Genomic DNA, 15084 nt, shown 5'->3' on the forward strand with positions numbered 1-15084 from the left:
TTTCTCACACAGTGTTGCCGGATGGCGGCGTAAACGCCTTATCGGTCTACAAGGGCAGTGATTTTTCGTTTGTAGGCCTGATGAGCGTTGCGCCATCAGGCACGCTTTTCTGTGTGATCGTGCTCTTTTTCTGTAACAAAACCAGAGAAAATCCTTCCTTTCCCTCCCCTCAGGGGGTAAGGTCAGATAGTTTTTTGACCAGTTGTTAATAAAAAAATGATAACTAACTGACTACTTAGGGAAAAATATGCGCAAGTTTACGTTGGCACTGAGTGCCGTTTGTTTATTGTTCACGTTAAATCAGCCTGCCCAGGCCTTAGTTTCTTCTCCCTCGCAGCTCAATCCTGGCACCAACGTTGCAAAACTCGCCGAGCAGGCCCCCATTCACTGGGTCTCCGTGGCGCAAATTGAAAACAGTCTGACCGGACGCCCGCCGATGGCCGTCGGGTTTGATATCGATGACACCGTCCTTTTTTCCAGCCCAGGCTTCTGGCGCGGTAAGAAAACGTACTCTCCGGACAGCGAGGATTACCTGAAGAATCCGGCTTTTTGGGAGAAAATGAACAACGGCTGGGACGAGTTCAGTATTCCAAAAGAAGTGGCGCGTCAGTTGATTGATATGCATGTGCGTCGTGGCGATAGCATTTTCTTCGTCACCGGACGTAGCCCGACGAAGACTGAAACGGTATCGAAAACGCTGGCTGATAACTTTCACATCCCGGCCGCTAATATGAATCCGGTCATTTTTGCCGGCGACAAGCCGGGCCAGAACACCAAAACGCAGTGGTTACAGGATAAAAACGTGCGCATGTTCTACGGCGATTCTGACAATGACATCACCGCCGCTCGCGACGTGGGTATTCGCGGTATTCGTATTTTACGTGCTTCCAACTCCACCTATAAACCGCTGCCCCAGGCTGGCGCGTTTGGTGAAGAGGTGATCGTAAATTCTGAGTATTAAAGGCCCAAGCTGCTATTTGGTGGCTTTTTAAACAAATTTGCGTTACTGGCTTTTACCTTTTGCGGACTTGCTGCACACTGAATAAAGGATGTTCTCATTAGGCGAGTGCTGGTAAGGGGAATAAAGATGACGAATTCGGAGTTGCTGCAATACTGCATGGCAAAAACGGGCGCAGAGCAGAGCGTGCACAGTGACTGGAAAGCCACACAAATCAAAGTCGAAGATGTACTCTTTGCCATGGTAAAAGAGGTAGAAGAACGCCCGGCGGTCTCTCTGAAAACCAGCCCTGAACTGGCGGAATTGTTGCGTCAGCAGCATAGCGATGTTCGACCAAGCAGGCATCTGAATAAAGCGCACTGGAGCACGGTGTATCTGGACGGCTCGCTGCCGGATTCGCAGATTTATTATCTGGTTGATGCCTCTTATCAGCTGGCGGTGAACACGCTGCCGGAAGATAAACGCCGGATACTTGCGCAGCCCTGATCTGTTTCGCCGGATGCGGCGCAAGCGCCTTATCCGGCCTACAAGAAATTATGCATATTCTGTAGGCCAGATAAGTGTTGCGCAATTACAACAGCGGTTTGAGGAAGCGGGCCGTGTGTGAAGCTTCACACTCAGCGACCGTTTCTGGCGTGCCGGAAACCAGAATTTCCCCGCCGCCGCTACCGCCTTCCGGACCGAGATCGACAATCCAGTCCGCCGTTTTAATCACGTCCAGATTGTGCTCAATCACCACGATGGTGTTGCCCTGATCGCGCAACTGATGCAGCACGTCCAGCAACTGCTGAATATCCGCAAAATGCAGACCGGTGGTCGGCTCATCAAGGATATACAACGTTTGCCCGGTGCCGCGTTTTGACAGTTCGCGCGCCAACTTCACGCGCTGTGCTTCGCCGCCGGAGAGCGTAGTGGCCGACTGGCCGAGACGGATATAGGTCAGCCCCACGTCCATCAGCGTTTGCAGTTTACGCGCCAGCGCCGGGACGGCATCAAAGAACTCGCGTGCTTCTTCAATGGTCATATCCAGCACTTCGTGGATGGTCTTGCCCTTGTACTTAATCTCCAGCGTTTCGCGGTTATAGCGCTTGCCTTTGCACTGATCGCACGGCACATAGATATCCGGCAGGAAGTGCATTTCAACTTTGATCACGCCGTCGCCCTGACAGGCTTCACAGCGTCCGCCGCGGACGTTAAAGCTGAAACGACCCGGCGTGTAGCCGCGCGCGCGGGACTCTGGTACGCCAGCAAACAGTTCGCGCACCGGCGTAAACACACCGGTGTAGGTTGCCGGGTTAGAGCGCGGCGTACGACCAATCGGGCTTTGGTCAATGTCGATCACTTTGTCGAAATGTTCCAGGCCCTGAACGTCGCGGTACGGCGCAGGTTCAGCCAGCGTGGCGCCGTTCAGCGCCGTTTGCGCAATCGGGAACAGCGTGTCGTTGATCAGCGTCGATTTACCCGAACCGGAAACCCCGGTAATGCAGGTGAACAGGCCAACCGGCAGCGTCAGGGTGACATCTTTCAGGTTGTTGCCGCGCGCGCCGGTAAGCTTCAGTACTTTTTCCGGATCGGCCGCCACGCGCTGTTTCGGCACTTCAATCTTACGCTTACCGCTCATGTACTGGCCGGTCAGCGACTCAGGCACCGCCATGATGTCGTCGAGCGTCCCTTCGGCAACCACCTGACCGCCGTGAACGCCAGCGCCCGGGCCGATATCGATAACGTGGTCGGCGGCGCGAATCGCATCTTCATCGTGCTCGACCACAATCACGGTATTACCCAGATTACGCAGATGGATGAGCGTGCCCAACAGACGTTCGTTATCGCGCTGATGCAGACCGATCGACGGTTCATCCAGCACGTACATCACGCCGACCAGACCCGCGCCGATCTGGCTCGCCAGGCGAATACGTTGCGCTTCGCCGCCGGAAAGCGTTTCCGCCGAACGTGATAGCGTCAGGTAATTGAGGCCGACGTTAACCAGAAACTTCAGACGATCGCCAATCTCTTTAAGGATTTTCTCTGCAATCTTCGCTCGCTGACCGGCAAGTTTCAGGTTGTTGAAGAAATCCATCGCATGGCCGATGCTCATGTCGGAAATGGCGGGCAGCGGCGTATTCTCGACAAATACGTGACGGGCTTCCCGGCGCAAACGCGTCCCTTCACAGCTGGCGCACGGGCGGTTGCTGATGAATTTCGCTAATTCCTCGCGTACCGCGCTGGATTCCGTCTCTTTATAACGGCGCTCCATATTGTGCAATACGCCTTCGAACGGATGGCGACGTACGGACGTATCGCCGCGATCGTTCATGTATTTAAATTCGATATTCTCTTTACCTGAACCATACAGCACCACTTTATGCACGGTAGGGTTCAGGCTGGCCCATGGGGCTTCAACGTCGAATTTATAATGTTCTGCCAGAGACTTAAGCATCTGGAAATAGTAGAAGTTGCGGCGATCCCAGCCGCGGATAGCGCCACCGGCCAGCGACAGTTCCGGGTTTTGAATCACCCGGTCAGGATCGAAATACTGTTGTACGCCGAGGCCGTCACAGGTCGGGCACGCGCCCGCCGGGTTGTTGAACGAAAACAGACGCGGTTCCAGTTCGCGCATGCTGTAACCGCAAATAGGACAGGCGAAGTTGGCGGAGAACAGCAGCTCTTCCGCTTTCGGGTCGTCCATATCAGCAACCACCGCCGTACCGCCGGACAGTTCCAGCGCGGTTTCAAACGATTCCGCCAGGCGCTGGGTGAGATCGTCACGTACTTTAAAGCGGTCAATCACCACTTCGATGGTGTGTTTCTTTTGCAGCTCAAGCTTGGGCGGATCGGACAGGTCGCACACTTCCCCGTCGATACGGGCACGGATATAGCCCTGGCCTGCGAGGTTTTCCAGCGTTTTGGTGTGTTCGCCTTTGCGCTCTTTAATCACCGGCGCCAGCAGCATCAGACGCTTGCCTTCCGGCTGCGACAGAACGTTGTCCACCATCTGACTCACGGTCTGCGCCGCCAGGGGAACGTCGTGATCCGGGCAGCGCGGTTCGCCAACGCGGGCAAACAGCAGGCGCAGATAGTCGTGAATTTCGGTAATCGTACCTACCGTGGATCGCGGGTTATGGGACGTCGATTTTTGCTCGATTGAGATGGCGGGAGACAGCCCCTCAATGTGGTCGACATCCGGCTTTTCCATCAGTGACAGAAACTGACGCGCGTACGCGGAAAGGGATTCAACGTAACGACGCTGTCCTTCGGCATACAAGGTGTCGAAAGCGAGTGAAGATTTGCCTGAGCCCGAAAGCCCGGTGACGACAATCAGCTTGTCGCGCGGGATGACGAGGTTGATGTTTTTGAGATTATGGGTGCGGGCGCCCCGAACTTCGATCTTATCCATTCATCTTTCCCGGATTAAACGCTTTTTTGCCTGGCTGCATGGTGCTACCGGCGATCACAAACGGTTAATTATGACACAACCTGACCTGAATGGATATACAGTATTGGAATGCAAAACATAGGTGTCTATGCAACAATGTCTATGCGGGGTTGTTTACTGGAATCGATCTCGCAACGTAGTAAAAGCGCTATTGGAAATGCTACAATCCCGCGCTTACACTTATTCAGTAACGTTTTTCAGGAGACACGATCATGGCCAGCAGAGGCGTAAACAAGGTGATTCTCGTCGGTAATCTGGGCCAGGACCCGGAAGTACGCTATATGCCGAATGGTGGCGCAGTTGCCAACATTACGCTGGCTACTTCCGAATCCTGGCGTGATAAAGCGACCGGCGAAATGAAAGAGCAGACTGAATGGCACCGTGTTGTGCTGTTCGGCAAACTGGCAGAAGTCGCCAGCGAATATCTGCGTAAAGGTTCTCAGGTCTATATCGAAGGTCAGCTGCGTACCCGCAAATGGACCGATCAGTCCGGCGTAGAAAAGTACACCACTGAAGTTGTGGTTAACGTTGGCGGCACCATGCAAATGCTGGGCGGCCGTCAGGGTGGTGGCGCTCCGGCAGGCGGCGGTCAGCAGCAGGGCGGTTGGGGTCAGCCTCAGCAGCCTCAGGGCGGCAATCAGTTCAGCGGCGGCGCGCAGTCTCGCCCGCAGCAGTCAGCTCCGGCAGCGCCGTCTAACGAGCCGCCGATGGATTTCGACGACGATATCCCGTTCTAATTTTTCTGCTTTATACGAAAAATTATGGCTACCTCAAAACAGGGGTAGCCATATGTAATTCTTTATCAGTTCAACACCATCGGCCAGTCTGGCGGTGTGTGGCTCATCACTTCAACCATCACATTTTCAATGTTATTCCAGATAGTGGACATGTCTACCAGGGTTATGCCCAGTAATCCGGTCGCAAACCAGCAAGCAAAAACCAGCCCCAAACCGCTGCTAATGACGGCCAGGCCAATATAATCTGATTTACGAAAACGGATATTGAGCGTACTGGCTAAAAACATCAGCACCGCGCTGAGTAGCTGCCACCGTAGAAGAACCACGCCAGTTGTTATCGTTGCCATGAAAAAACGTCCTCAGAAAGTCTTGATGCCCAGGACAGCGCGGGGGTGTTCACCGAGGGTGTAGTACTCTGGCTATCGACGGGCAATAACATGAATGAAACATTGTTTCTGTTACATTAATTGTGTGAACTATATCACATTCGCTCGTTTGTTCACCAGTGTTAGACGTTATTTTTGCAGTGTAATAGCCATGCATTTTATATGGTTATGTTTAATAAAAAAACCGGGAGCAAATAATCTAATAAAAAGGTGCATATAGATTACCTGTTATGTTTATCCTAAATTAATCGTTAAGAAATTTAATGAATTTCTTAAACACGACCAGGATAATGCTCATAAAAAATTACTACTTGTTGATAATAATGTTATGAAATAAGCATAACTTTAAGTTTGCCTTACGGAAAAATAATATCAGCATCATCTATTATCAGACTTTTACATAGAGAAGTCTGTTGCTAATAATGATAGATTCATGCAACTTAATCAGTCAGTGTTTATAGCATCCCGCCTAATGGGTTCTGGCATATACGAAACAGGGAAATAAGGCTGACATGAATCACAGTGCGCGACGCAAGATGCTGAAGTTCTTCGGAACTTTCATGGTGGTATTGCTCCCCGTGGTGCTGGCGTTATGGTTTGCTCACATCCGGGCGATGTCCGAAACCCGCAATCAACTCAGCTCGTTTGCTCAACTGGTGTTAAATAAAACGGAATTGGTGATCCTCCAGGCCGATTTAGCGCGTGATATGGCCCAGTTGTATCAGGGTAAGATGTGTACCCCTGCCCATCAGAAAAGTATGCTAAATATTATTCGTGGTCGTTTATATATCAGTGAGCTAATTTATGCGCAGGGCGATCATTTTTTGTGCTCTACGTCAATGACTCCGCCAGTCCCCTATATTATGGCGACAGCCGACTATAAACGCGCGCCAGACGTCTCCATCTATTACTACCGCGATACCCCCTTTTTCGCTGGCTACAAAATGACGTACATGCAACGAGGAAACTACGTTGTCGTCATCAACCCATTATCATACAGCGAAGTTATGTCCGATGATCCGGATCTGTCCTGGGGGGTGTATGACACGGTGAAGGATACCTTTTTCTCTGCCAGCGAAGGGGCGAATATTGAGCAATTCTCACCGCTGATACGCGGTGAGGCCTCAACATTTCAGCAGGGCGAGCGCTTCTATACCATCGTACATTCAGAAAAACGGCCCATCGCGATTATTGTTTCGACCTCTGACGCTCGTGTGAATCAGATTTTCTATCATGAGGCGAGGTTAACGATTCCCTTTGGGATTATCTGCAGCATCCTGATACTGCTCATGTGGTGGCGCACGCGTCAGGAATACCTGTCTCCCCGCCGCTTATTAAAACGCGCGATCAAGAAACGTCAGCTTTGCCTGTACTATCAGCCGATCATTGACATCAAAAATGGACAATGTGTCGGGGCCGAGGCTCTGCTACGCTGGCCTGGCTGTAAAGGTGAAGTGATGAGCCCGACGGAGTTTATTCCGCTGGCGGAAAAAGCGGGAATGATTGAGCAGATCACAGATTACGTTGTTGAGGAAGTCTTCAACGATTTGGGGTATTTTCTTTCGGCGAATCCTCAGTTGTATATCTCGATTAACCTCTCTGCCTCTGACTTTCATTCATCCCGACTGATTGCCCTGATTGCCGAAAAAAACCATCAGTACTCTGTGGCGGCCCAGCAAATTAAAGTTGAGGTGACAGAGCGCGGCTTTATCGATGTACATAAAATGACGCCCATCATTCAGGCGTTCCGTCAGGCCGGTTTTGAAGTGGCGTTTGACGACTTTGGCACGGGATATTCCAACCTCCATAATTTGTCAGCGTTGAATATCGATATCCTGAAGATCGACAAATCGTTTATTAGCACGCTGGCCACTAACAGCACCAGTCACCTGATTGCCGAACATATCATCGAGATGGCGCAAAGCTTAAACCTGAAGACGATTGCGGAAGGGGTGGAAACGGCGGAGCAAATCGCGTGGTTGCTTGAACGCGGCGTACAGTATTGCCAGGGCTGGTATTTTGCGAAGGCGCTGCCGCCGCAGGAGTTCATGCATTGGATACAACGCTCGCCCGCCATACTGACGCAGAGCGGGCAATAATTTTACAGGCGGTGGCGGTAATCGCTGGGAGTGCGATCAAACTCGCGGCGAAATACGCGCGAGAAGGTTTGCTGCGATACATAGCCAAGATCCATCGCAATATCGAAAATAGGCCGTTCGGTCGTCCGTAGTTCAACGGCGGCCAGCAGAAGCCGACGCTGGCGGATGTAATCACCCAATGTCTGGCGCATCACCGTGCGGAACATTCTCTGCAAATACCATTTTGAGTAACCTGATTTTTTCGCAACCGCCTCAATGTTCAGCGGTTGATCGATATGTTCATCAATCCATTCAATAAGGGTCTGAATAATCTGCTGATGGGACATAGAGTTGCCTCTTTCTCAGTATTCGATTCGTCGTTTTGTCTGTGGGCGAGTATAATTCCTCAAGTTAACTTGAGGTAAAGCGATTTATGGAAAAGAAATTACCCCGGATAAAAGCGCTGCTCACGCCAGGTGAAGTGGCAAAGCGTAGCGGTGTGGCGGTATCGACCCTGCATTTCTATGAAAGCAAAGGATTAATCAGCAGTATGCGCAACAGCGGCAATCAGCGTCGATACAAACGCGATGTGTTGCGTTATGTAGCGATTATCAAGATTGCCCAACGTATCGGTATTCCACTGGCCACGATCGGCGACGCGTTAGGCGTATTACCTGAAGGGCATTCGCTCAGCGCCAAAGAGTGGAAGCAACTCTCTTCGCAATGGCGCGAGGAGTTAGACCGACGCATTCATACTCTGGTGGCGTTACGCGATGAGCTGGATGGGTGTATTGGCTGTGGTTGTTTATCCCGCAGTGACTGCCCGTTGCGTAACCCCGGCGATCAGCTTGGCGAGCAGGGGACCGGGGCGCGCCTGCTGGAAGATGATTGATTGGTATAAAACTAAAGCGCCACAGAGGGCGCTTTAGTTTGGTTCCGGTCTTTGTCTTTCACTCTATCCCGTTGGTTCACGGGAGGGTTTCCCCCGACATCAACACCCCTCAGTCGAGCACGTTTGGGGAGGTTCCGGTCTGTGTTGATAAAATAAGTGTAAGCCACCCTTCGCTGTTTGCCAGTAAATTGATTGCTTTTTAGCCAAAAAATTTTCCGCATCTTCATGCATTTTTTTGCGCGAGCAGGCGTGAAAAATAAATGCAAATCTTGTAATAACTCAGCGAAATTTGTTGCCAGATTGCGCATTGACGATAACGTTTGCGCATCGTCTGGTTATTTCTTGCGCATTATAAGAAGAAATGAGTAAAAAGCGGCAAAGTTCAGTTGAAAACCAACGTATGATCGCTGGATAATCGTTTGCTTTTTTTTATCACCCGTTTTTTATGCGCGGAGCTAAACGTTTGCTTTTTTGCGACACCCCTATTGACGCAGAGCTGGCACAGGGAGAAATCGTTTAGCAGGCAGTGGATTGTCCACCACGCATAATGACGAAAAAATAAACTCTCAGGGGATGTTTTCTATGTCTACGCCTTCAGCGCGTACCGGCGGTTCACTCGACGCCTGGTTTAAAATTTCGCATCGCGGCAGTACCGTTCGTCAAGAAGTCGTTGCCGGATTAACGACGTTCCTGGCCATGGTCTACTCCGTTATCGTAGTTCCGGGGATGCTGGGTAAAGCCGGATTCCCGCCTGCCGCTGTGTTTGTGGCAACCTGTCTGGTCGCGGGCGTCGGTTCGATTGTGATGGGCCTGTGGGCCAACCTGCCGCTGGCGATTGGCTGCGCCATTTCGCTGACCGCGTTTACCGCATTCAGCCTGGTGCTGGGACAACATATTAGCGTGCCTGTGGCGCTGGGCGCGGTATTCCTGATGGGTGTTCTGTTTACCATCATTTCTGCGACCGGTATCCGTAGCTGGATCCTGCGCAATCTGCCGCAGGGCGTTGCGCACGGTACGGGGATTGGTATCGGCCTGTTCCTGCTATTGATTGCGGCCAACGGCGTTGGTCTGGTCATTAAAAACCCGCTGGACGGCCTGCCGGTTGCGCTGGGCGACTTCGACACCTTCCCGGTTATTATGTCGCTGATTGGTCTGGCGGTGATTATCGGCCTCGAAAAAATGAAGGTACCGGGCGGCATCCTGCTGACGATTATCGGTATTTCCGTGGTCGGTCTGATTTTCGATCCTGCCGTGCATTTCTCCGGTATTTTTGCCATGCCGTCTTTGAGCGATGAAAACGGCAACTCGCTGATCGGTAGCCTGGATATTATGGGCGCACTGAATCCAATCGTTCTGCCGAGCGTGTTGGCGCTGGTCATGACCGCTGTCTTCGATGCGACTGGAACCATCCGCGCGGTGGCCGGGCAGGCGAATCTGCTGGATAAAGACGGACAAATTATCGATGGCGGCAAAGCGCTAACTACCGACTCCCTGAGTAGCGTGTTCTCTGGTCTGGTAGGGGCTGCACCGGCGGCGGTTTACATTGAATCCGCAGCGGGTACGGCGGCAGGTGGCAAGACCGGCCTGACGGCGATCACCGTTGGCGTATTGTTCCTGCTGATCCTGTTCCTTTCTCCGCTCTCTTATCTTGTTCCTGTTTACGCAACGGCGCCTGCGCTGATGTATGTGGGGCTGCTGATGCTGAGCAACGTGGCGAAAATCGACTTTGCTGACTTTGTCGACGCGATGGCAGGTCTGGTCACTGCCGTATTTATCGTGCTGACCTGTAACATCGTTACCGGCATTATGATTGGTTTTGCTACCCTGGTCATTGGTCGTATCGTCTCTGGCGAATGGCGCAAACTGAACATCGGTACGGTGGTGATTGCTATCGCGCTGGTGGCCTTCTACGCGGGCGGTTGGGCTATTTGATTTTGCTTCGATGACGCGCTTAAGAACGGGTGGCTTAGGCCGCCCGTTTTTATTTTCAGAACACACTCGTTGTCTTTTGCGTTACTCTCAAGTAGATAGAATTAAGGCACGACGCCTTAATCACCAATCATAAGAAACATCGCAAACAGGGAACGCATGGAAATCTTTTTCACCATACTCATCATGACCCTTGTGGTCTCGCTGTCGGGGGTATTTACTCGCGTATTGCCCTTCCAACTCCCATTACCCCTTATGCAGATCGCCATCGGCGCCTTGCTGGCGTGGCCGACGTTTGGTTTGCATGTGGAATTCGATCCTGAGTTGTTTCTGGTGCTGTTTATCCCGCCGCTGCTGTTTGCCGATGGCTGGAAGACGCCTACGCGTGAGTTTCTGGAACACGGGCGAGAGATTTTCGGCCTTGCGCTGGCGCTGGTTCTGGTCACGGTGGTCGGGATTGGCTTTATGATTTACTGGCTGGTGCCGGGGATCCCTCTCATCCCGGCTTTTGCGCTGGCTGCCGTGCTGTCGCCAACCGATGCCGTCGCCCTTTCCGGTATTGTCGGTGAGGGGCGTATCCCGAAGAAAATCATGGGCATCCTGCAGGGCGAAGCCTTGATGAACGACGCGTCCGGCCTGGTCTCGCTGAAATTTGCCGTGGCCGTGGCGATGGGCACTATGGTGTTTACCGTCGGCGGCGCGACGGTTGAGTTCTTCAAAGTGGCGATTGGCGGCATCCTGGCCGGTTTTGTCGTCAGCTGGTTGTACGGACGCTCCCTGCGTTTTCTTAGCCGTTGGGGCGGTGATGAGCCAGCAACGCAAATCGTCCTGCTGTTCCTGCTGCCGTTTGCGTCTTATCTGATTGCGGAACACATCGGTGTTTCAGGCATTCTCGCGGCGGTTGCTGCCGGCATGACGATTACCCGCTCCGGCGTGATGCGCCGCGCGCCGTTGGCGATGCGTTTACGTGCTAACAGTACATGGGCAATGCTGGAGTTTGTGTTTAACGGTATGGTCTTCTTGCTGTTAGGACTGCAGTTGCCGGGCATTCTGGAGTCATCTTTGGCGGCGGCAGAAGTCGACCCGAACGTTGAAATCTGGATGCTGTTTACCGATATCGTACTGATTTACGTGGCGTTGATGCTGGTACGCTTTGGCTGGCTGTGGACCATGAAGAAGTTCAGCCTGCGCTTCCTGAAGAAAAAGCCGATGGAGTTTGGCTCCTGGACGACGCGTGAAATCCTGATTGCCTCCTTTGCGGGCGTTCGCGGGGCTATTACCCTTGCCGGTGTGCTCTCCATTCCGCTGTTGTTACCGGATGGTAGCGGCTTCCCGGCGCGTTATGAACTGATCTTCCTTGCCGCGGGCGTGATTCTGTTCTCGCTGTTTGTCGGCGTGGTGATGCTGCCGATTCTGCTACAGCATCTGGAAGTGGCAGACCACTCGCAACAGCAGAAAGAGGAGCGTATTGCTCGAGCTGCCACGGCGGAAGTCGCGATTGTCGCGATCCAGAAAATGGAGGAGCGTCTGGCTGCGGATAGCGAAGAGAACATTGATAATCAGCTGCTGACCGAGGTGAGTTCCCGTGTCATTGGTAACCTGCGTCGTCGCGCCGATGGGCGCAACGATGTAGAAAGCTCAATGCAGGAAGAGAACCTGGAGCGACGTTTCCGTCTGGCGGCGCTGCGTTCAGAACGCGCCGAGCTTTATCATCTGCGCGCCACGCGTGAAATCAGCAATGAAACGCTGCAAAAGCTGTTGCACGATCTGGATTTGCTGGAAGCGCTGTTGATCGAGAATCAGTAAACGGTACCACGATGTAGGCCGGATAAGGCGTTTAGCCGCATCCGGCGAAAGATGTGCCTGATGGCGCTGCGCTTATCAGGCCTACAAAAAATTATCCATCATGTAATTTGCGAGCCGCTTTCCTGAACTGATCTGCTTGTCTTGTCGATTCCCTCTTTTCTCCATACGGTTGAGAAAAGGGGGAAACATGTCTACTTATCGACGAAATTACATCAACGGAGGAACCTGGTTTTTTACGGTGAATTTGCAGGACCGTCGAAGCCAGCTTCTGACAGCCAACATTCACGCGCTTCGGTGTGCAATCGCTGCGGTCAAAACGGCTAGACCATTTCGGATCAATGCCTGGGTCGTATTGCCTGAGCATATGCATTGCATCTGGACGTTGCCTGAAAATGACGCTGATTTTTCATCCCGCTGGCGGGAAATTAAGAAGCATTTCACTCGATCGTTGTCTGCCCGACATATTTGGCAACCTCGCTTTTGGGAACACACTCTCCGCGATGAGCACGATTATCGCCAGCATGTTGATTATATTTACATTAACCCAGTGAAGCACGGGTGGGTAAAACAGGTACAGACATGGCCTTTTTCAACATTTCATCGCGATGTGAGGCGTGGTTTGTTCCCGCAAAATTGGGCTGGTGAAATAATGGATTTTAATGCGGGTGAACGTGCCTGATGGCGCTATGCTTATCAGGCCTACGGGGTCGCACGATGTAGGCCGGATAAGGCGTTTGCGCCGCATCCGGCATTTTACGACTCCTGCGTTAACCAAAACCCTTCGCAGCATTTCAGCCACGCCTGGGCGCTGTGCGACAGATACACGCCTTCGCGCCAAATCATGCCCAACTGCCAGCGTAAGTCGCTTTCCAGAGGGATCCAGCGCAGCGTTTGCTTATCCAGCCGCTGGCAAATCGGCTCCGGTAAAATGGCGATCCCGACGCCGGCTTGCACCATTGCCGCCAGAAAATCCCACTGCCCGCTGCGCACAGCGATGCGCGGTTTTACGTTATGCTGGTTAAACAATTCAAGCAGTTGGCGGCTCAACGCGAAATCTTCGTTGTAGATAAGCAGCGGATGCTCCGCCAGCGCTTCGGGGGAAATGGAGTCGCACGTTGTCCATTGACCGGAGCGGGGGACCAGCACGCAGAGCGGATGACTGAAAAGCGGTAAGGTCGCCAGACCACTCTCTTCTTCAACCGGCAACGCGGTCATTGCAACATCCAGATCGCCGTTCATCACCGCCTGCTGGACGGTTAAACCGCCAAATTCAGACACCTTCAGCTCAACGCCGGGATAACGCTGGCGAAAAAGGCTGATGGGGCCAGCCATCAACATACCAACCATAGGCGGGATACCGAGGCGCAGCACGCCCTTGTTGAGGTGATTGATGTCGCTGAGTTCTGCTTCGAGCTGGCGAAACTCGGCGAGGATCGCCAGACCGCGTTCGAACACGACCTGTCCGGTATCGGTCAACAACAGCCGCCGTCCGTCGCGGATGAGCAGCGTGCAATTAAGCTCGTCTTCAAGGTTCTTCAACATTTTGCTGATGGTGGGCTGGGTGACAAAGAGTTTCTCCGCTGCGCGAGTAAAGCTCTGCTGACGCACCACCTCAACAAAATATCGCAGCGTTCTGATATCCATGATTATTCCTTAAGACTATGCCTGCAATGAGTTTAATTCATTTCAGTCCTGCACGGGGGCTCTCTATACTGGCGCTCTCTATTTTTTAAGGACATACCCTCATGGCTGTGGCGATAAGCCGCGTGACGCCTGCCGTTATTCATCGACTCCAGATCCCCGTTCAGGTTCTGTTGTATGCAGGTCTCTTTGTTGTTGCTCAATATCTTGTCTCTTGGCTGCATTTGCCGCTTCCTGCCAACCTGGTTGGGATGGTGCTGATGCTGGCGTTGATTGTCTGCCGGGTTATCCCGCTGAACTGGATCCGCGCGGGCGCTCGCTGGTTACTGGCTGAAATGCTGCTGTTTTTTGTCCCGGCGGTGGTCGCCGTCGTTAACTATACGCAACTGCTACTGGTTGATGGCTGGCGTATTTTTGCCGTTATTGCGATAAGTACGCTGATGGTGCTCGGCGCAACGGCGTGGGTCGTGGATAAAGTGTATCGCTATGAAATGAGCAGGTTAAACCGTGAGTAATTTCCAGTTAAGCGTGCTGTGTCTGGTGATTACGCTGGGCATCTATTTTGCCAACAAGCGCCTGTATCGCCGCTTTCGTAAATTACCGCTGATGCCGTTAGTGCTTACCCCGGCGCTGCTGGTGCTGATGCTGGTCTTTGGACATATTTCCTGGCAAAACTATATTGGTGAATCGCACTGGCTGCTGTGGCTGCTAGGTCCCGCAACCATTGCCTTCGCCGTTCCGGTCTATGACAACCTCGCCGTGATTAAACGTCACTGGATGTCGCTGACGGCGGGTGTGGTAACGGCGACGCTGGTGGCGGTCACCAGTTCCGTCTGGTTGGCGCGCCTGTTTATGCTGCCTGATGAAATTCAGCGCAGTCTGGCGGTGCGGTCCGTCACTACGCCATTTGCGCTGGCGGCGGCAGAGCCGTTGGGCGGTCAGCCGGATCTGGTGGCATTATTCGTGGTCGTGACGGGTGTATTCGGCATGGCGGTCGGCGATGTGCTGTTTTTGCGGCTCTCTATTCGCGAAGGGATGGCGAAAGGCGCAGGTTTTGGCGCTGCATCGCACGGCGCAGGCACGGCTCGCTCATATGAACTCGGCCAACAGGAGGGCGTGGTCGCCAGTCTGGTGATGATGCTTTCCGGCGTAGTAATGGTGCTGGTAGCGCCGCTGGTCGCAAGGCTGATGTTCTGAGAAAGGCAGTAATCCTCCGGCCCGAAA

14 protein-coding genes are annotated in these 15084 nt (G+C 52.8%); 10 read left to right on the forward strand and 4 right to left on the reverse strand.

Annotated elements, in window-relative coordinates; translation table 11 throughout:
• The first annotated feature begins 247 nt into the window (after positions 1–247).
• Entirely contained in the window at positions 248–961 is a 714-nt protein-coding gene (gene aphA / locus ACVXHP_RS19985) for an acid phosphatase AphA (RefSeq protein ID WP_038636269.1), read from the forward strand.
• A 126-nt stretch (positions 962–1087) separates the two neighbouring features.
• Positions 1088–1444: an MmcQ/YjbR family DNA-binding protein gene (locus tag ACVXHP_RS19990; protein WP_038636271.1), complete on the forward strand. Its 357-nt coding sequence runs from the start codon at positions 1088–1090 to the stop codon at positions 1442–1444.
• 85 nt (positions 1445–1529) lie between these two features.
• On the opposite strand, the gene uvrA is transcribed toward ACVXHP_RS19990, so the two are convergent.
• Positions 1530–4352 carry an excinuclease ABC subunit UvrA gene (uvrA, locus tag ACVXHP_RS19995; protein WP_061547501.1) on the reverse strand — a complete coding sequence of 941 codons (2823 nt, stop codon included), beginning with the start codon at positions 4350–4352 and terminating at the stop codon, positions 1530–1532.
• Positions 4353–4603: 251 nt separating this feature from the next.
• Between uvrA and ssb1 the strand changes: the two genes are divergently transcribed.
• Positions 4604–5128, forward strand: coding sequence for a single-stranded DNA-binding protein SSB1 (gene ssb1 / locus ACVXHP_RS20000; protein ID WP_003826621.1), 525 nt, complete (start codon positions 4604–4606; stop codon positions 5126–5128).
• A gap of 65 nt (positions 5129–5193) precedes the next feature.
• On the opposite strand, the gene ACVXHP_RS20005 is transcribed toward ssb1, so the two are convergent.
• Complete coding sequence (locus ACVXHP_RS20005) at positions 5194–5475, reverse strand: YjcB family protein (protein ID WP_200009389.1); 282 nt, start codon at positions 5473–5475, stop codon at positions 5194–5196.
• Positions 5476–6026: 551 nt separating this feature from the next.
• Here ACVXHP_RS20005 and ACVXHP_RS20010 point away from each other — a divergent pair.
• Positions 6027–7613, forward strand: coding sequence for an EAL domain-containing protein (locus ACVXHP_RS20010; RefSeq protein ID WP_447572072.1), 1587 nt, complete (start codon positions 6027–6029; stop codon positions 7611–7613).
• Positions 7614–7615: 2 nt separating this feature from the next.
• Here the strand turns inward: ACVXHP_RS20010 and soxS are convergent, their stop codons facing one another.
• Positions 7616–7939 (reverse strand): superoxide response transcriptional regulator SoxS, encoded by a 324-nt coding sequence (gene soxS, locus ACVXHP_RS20015; protein ID WP_005132611.1) that lies wholly within the window; start codon positions 7937–7939, stop codon positions 7616–7618.
• An 86-nt stretch (positions 7940–8025) separates the two neighbouring features.
• Here soxS and soxR point away from each other — a divergent pair, with 86 nt between their 5' ends.
• The 4 genes from soxR (at position 8026) to ACVXHP_RS20035 (ending at position 12898) form a co-directional block, all read left to right on the forward strand.
• Complete coding sequence (soxR, locus tag ACVXHP_RS20020) at positions 8026–8484, forward strand: redox-sensitive transcriptional activator SoxR (RefSeq protein WP_003826630.1); 459 nt, start codon at positions 8026–8028, stop codon at positions 8482–8484.
• Between the two features lie 582 nt (positions 8485–9066).
• Positions 9067–10416 (forward strand): guanine/hypoxanthine transporter GhxP, encoded by a 1350-nt coding sequence (gene ghxP / locus ACVXHP_RS20025; RefSeq protein WP_200009391.1) that lies wholly within the window; start codon positions 9067–9069, stop codon positions 10414–10416.
• 156 nt (positions 10417–10572) lie between these two features.
• Positions 10573–12219, forward strand: coding sequence for a Na+/H+ antiporter (locus tag ACVXHP_RS20030; protein WP_043018087.1), 1647 nt, complete (start codon positions 10573–10575; stop codon positions 12217–12219).
• A gap of 187 nt (positions 12220–12406) precedes the next feature.
• The gene (locus tag ACVXHP_RS20035; RefSeq protein ID WP_316129820.1) at positions 12407–12898 is read left to right on the forward strand and encodes an REP-associated tyrosine transposase; all 492 of its coding nucleotides are present in this window, start codon (positions 12407–12409) and stop codon (positions 12896–12898) included.
• A 74-nt stretch (positions 12899–12972) separates the two neighbouring features.
• On the opposite strand, the gene ACVXHP_RS20040 is transcribed toward ACVXHP_RS20035, so the two are convergent.
• The gene (locus ACVXHP_RS20040) at positions 12973–13863 is read right to left on the reverse strand and encodes a LysR family transcriptional regulator (protein ID WP_200009392.1); all 891 of its coding nucleotides are present in this window, start codon (positions 13861–13863) and stop codon (positions 12973–12975) included.
• 101 nt (positions 13864–13964) lie between these two features.
• Between ACVXHP_RS20040 and ACVXHP_RS20045 the strand changes: the two genes are divergently transcribed.
• Both ACVXHP_RS20045 and ACVXHP_RS20050 read left to right on the forward strand, forming a co-directional pair.
• Positions 13965–14375: a CidA/LrgA family protein gene (locus ACVXHP_RS20045; RefSeq protein WP_200009393.1), complete on the forward strand. Its 411-nt coding sequence runs from the start codon at positions 13965–13967 to the stop codon at positions 14373–14375.
• On the forward strand, positions 14368–15057 hold the full coding sequence (locus ACVXHP_RS20050; protein ID WP_003031745.1) for an LrgB family protein: 690 nt from the start codon (positions 14368–14370) through the stop codon (positions 15055–15057). Before ACVXHP_RS20045 ends, ACVXHP_RS20050 begins: the two co-directional genes overlap by 8 nt.
• Positions 15058–15084 lie beyond the last annotated feature (27 nt).

The organism is Citrobacter freundii complex sp. 2025EL-00176 (assembly GCF_053309355.1).

Excerpts from the sequence above, each read along its gene's own strand:
- ACVXHP_RS20045 (WP_200009393.1), top strand. The coding sequence starts at position 13,965 with ATGGCTGTGGCGATAAGCCGCGTGACGCCTGCCGTTATTCATCGACTC.
- ACVXHP_RS20030 (WP_043018087.1), top strand. The coding sequence starts at position 10,573 with ATGGAAATCTTTTTCACCATACTCATCATGACCCTTGTGGTCTCGCTG.
- uvrA (WP_061547501.1), bottom strand. The coding sequence starts at position 4,352 with ATGGATAAGATCGAAGTTCGGGGCGCCCGCACCCATAATCTCAAAAAC.
- aphA (WP_038636269.1), top strand. The coding sequence starts at position 248 with ATGCGCAAGTTTACGTTGGCACTGAGTGCCGTTTGTTTATTGTTCACG.
- ghxP (WP_200009391.1), top strand. The coding sequence starts at position 9,067 with ATGTCTACGCCTTCAGCGCGTACCGGCGGTTCACTCGACGCCTGGTTT.
- ssb1 (WP_003826621.1), top strand. The coding sequence starts at position 4,604 with ATGGCCAGCAGAGGCGTAAACAAGGTGATTCTCGTCGGTAATCTGGGC.
- ACVXHP_RS19990 (WP_038636271.1), top strand. The coding sequence starts at position 1,088 with ATGACGAATTCGGAGTTGCTGCAATACTGCATGGCAAAAACGGGCGCA.
- soxR (WP_003826630.1), top strand. The coding sequence starts at position 8,026 with ATGGAAAAGAAATTACCCCGGATAAAAGCGCTGCTCACGCCAGGTGAA.
- ACVXHP_RS20040 (WP_200009392.1), bottom strand. The coding sequence starts at position 13,863 with ATGGATATCAGAACGCTGCGATATTTTGTTGAGGTGGTGCGTCAGCAG.
- ACVXHP_RS20010 (WP_447572072.1), top strand. The coding sequence starts at position 6,027 with ATGAATCACAGTGCGCGACGCAAGATGCTGAAGTTCTTCGGAACTTTC.
- soxS (WP_005132611.1), bottom strand. The coding sequence starts at position 7,939 with ATGTCCCATCAGCAGATTATTCAGACCCTTATTGAATGGATTGATGAA.
- ACVXHP_RS20035 (WP_316129820.1), top strand. The coding sequence starts at position 12,407 with ATGTCTACTTATCGACGAAATTACATCAACGGAGGAACCTGGTTTTTT.
- ACVXHP_RS20005 (WP_200009389.1), bottom strand. The coding sequence starts at position 5,475 with ATGGCAACGATAACAACTGGCGTGGTTCTTCTACGGTGGCAGCTACTC.